This is a genomic window from Streptomyces sp. RP5T, from assembly GCF_003933965.1.
In the GTDB taxonomy this organism is placed as follows: domain Bacteria; phylum Actinomycetota; class Actinomycetes; order Streptomycetales; family Streptomycetaceae; genus Streptomyces.
On the sequence record NZ_RSAJ01000921.1, the window covers coordinates 1 to 2,270 of the forward strand.

3 protein-coding genes are annotated in these 2,270 nt (G+C 73.0%); 2 read left to right on the forward strand and 1 reads right to left on the reverse strand.

The features are described from left to right. The first annotated feature begins 34 nt into the window (after positions 1–34). Positions 35–664, forward strand: a complete 630-nt coding sequence (locus EHS43_RS42975) for a histidine phosphatase family protein (protein ID WP_125195876.1) — start codon at positions 35–37, stop codon at positions 662–664. A gap of 12 nt (positions 665–676) precedes the next feature. Continuing rightward, a complete protein-coding gene (locus EHS43_RS42980; RefSeq protein WP_125195877.1) occupies positions 677–1,453 on the forward strand; it encodes an SAM-dependent methyltransferase in 777 nt (258 codons plus the stop codon). A 327-nt stretch (positions 1,454–1,780) separates the two neighbouring features. On the opposite strand, the gene EHS43_RS42985 is transcribed toward EHS43_RS42980, so the two are convergent. Next, positions 1,781–2,270, reverse strand: a 490-nt coding sequence (locus EHS43_RS42985) for a superoxide dismutase (protein WP_148104284.1), incomplete at its 5' end; no start/stop codon positions are given.

Sequence of the window (2,270 nt, forward strand, 5' to 3'; positions counted from 1 at the left end):
CCCCACTCCCGACCCCGACCGAGCGGACCGTTTCATGAGCACGAGCACGACGCTGTTGCTGGCCCGGCACGGGCAGACCATCTGGCACGCCGAGAACCGCTACGCGGGCGTGAGCGACATCGGGCTGACCGACGAGGGCCGGGCCCAGGCGGAGGCGCTCGGGCGGTGGGCCGCCGCGCACCGCCCCGACGCGGTCTGGACCTCACCCCTGTCACGGGCGGTCGCCACCGCCGACCCGGCCTGCCGTGCCCTCGGCGTCACCCCGCACCGCGAACCCGGCCTGAGGGAGTGCGACTTCGGGGTGGTGGAGGGCCGTACCCTCGCGGAGTTCGCCGCCGAGGTGCCCGACGCGGCCGAGGCCTTCCGCGCGGACCCGGTCGCGTATCCCTTCCCCGGTGCCGAGGACCCGACGGCGGCCGCAGAGCGGGGCACGGAGGCCCTGCGCCGCATCGCCGCCGCCCGTCCCGGCGAGCGTGTCCTGGTCGTCGCCCACAACACCCTGCTGCGGCTGACGCTGTGCGCGCTGCTGTCGATCCCGCTCGGGGAGTACCGCAGAGTGTTCCCGCGGTTGCGCAACGCGGCGATCACCGAACTCCGCCTCGACGCGCACGGATCCGCCGCACTTCTCTCCCTCAATGTGCCGTGCGAGCCGGACCGGTCGTAGCACGATAGGACCATGACGGAGATCGACACCTCGGTGCCGCATTCGGCCCGGATCTGGAACTACTGGCTCGGCGGCAAGGACAACTACCCCGTCGACGAGGCGGCCGGCGACGCCTACACGGCCGTCTTCCCCGGCATCGTCACGATCGCCCGCAGCAGCCGGGCCTTTCTCGGCCGCAGCATCCGGTACCTGGTCGAGGAGGCGGGCATCCGCCAGTTCCTGGACGTCGGGACCGGGCTGCCCACGGTCGACAACACCCACGAGGTCGCCCAGCGCCTCGCCCCCGAATCGAAGATCGTCTACGTCGACAACGACCCCCTCGTCCTCGCCCACGCCCGCGCCCTGCTCACCTCCTCCCCGGAGGGCGAGACGGCGTACGAGGACCTGACGCTCTACGAGCCGGAGAAGATCCTGGAGGCGGCCTCCCGCACCCTGGACCTGACCCGCCCCACGGCCCTGATCCTCAGCGGCATCCTCGGGCACGTGGCCGACTACGACCTGGCCCGCGATCTGGTCCGCCGTCTGATGGCGGGCCTGCCCTCCGGCAGCCACCTGTGCGTCAACGACGGCTCCCGCGGCACCGATCCGGACTACGAGCAGGCCCAGGACGCGTACAACGAGACCGGCGCGGTGCCCTACTTCCTGCGTCCGGTGGACCGGATCGAGGCGTTCTTCGAGGGTCTGGAACTGGTGGACCCGGGCGTGGTGTCGGTCCCCCTGTGGCGCCCGGACGGCGACACGGCCCCCGCACCGATCGGCCAGCACGGCGGCGTGGCCCGCAAGCCGTGAGCTGAGCCGGGGAGCTCCAGGGCGGTGTCGGTCCCGCTTGGCGCCCGGTCGGTGTCGTGGCTCCGGCGCCGATCGGCCGGCACGGCGGCGTGGCGCGCAAGCCGTGAGCTGAGCCGGGGAGCTCCAGGGCGGTGTCGGTCCCGCTTGGCGCCCGGTCGGCGTCGTGGCTCCGGCGCCGACCGGCCGGCACGGCGGCGTGGCGCGCAAGCCGTGACCCGAGCCGGGAAGCCCCCGCGAGTCACGTCCTCGCGGGGGCTTCCGTCTTTCCGCCCGCCCGCGTGAAGGGTGAGAAGACGATCACGAGGCGGGACGCTGCGGCGCGGCCGTTCAGGGCGCCAGGAGCAGGACGTCCGCGCGGGACCTGGCGGCCTCGTAGCGCCGGGCCACGTCCTGCCAGTCGACGACGGCCCACATCGCGTCGATGAAGTCGACCTTCTGGTTGCGGTACTGGAGATAGAAGGCGTGCTCCCAGGCGTCGAAGACCAGGAGCGGGGTCGAGCCCTGCCCGACGTTGCCCTGGTGGTCGTAGACCTGCTCGACGATCAGCCGCCCGCTGAGCGGCTCGTGGGCGAGGACGCCCCAGCCGGAGCCCTGGGTGGTCGCGGCGGCCTTGCTCAGCTGGGCCTTGAAGGCGGCGAACGACCCGAAGGACTCGGCGATCGCGTCCGCGAGCTCGCCCACGCCGTCGGCCTCCAGCGGCTCGCCGCCCCCGTCGCCGGACATGTTCCGCCAGTAGATGGAGTGCAGGATGTGCCCCGAGAGGTGGAAGGCCAGGTTCTTCTCCAGCCCGCCCAGCGCCCCCCACGCCTCCTTGTCC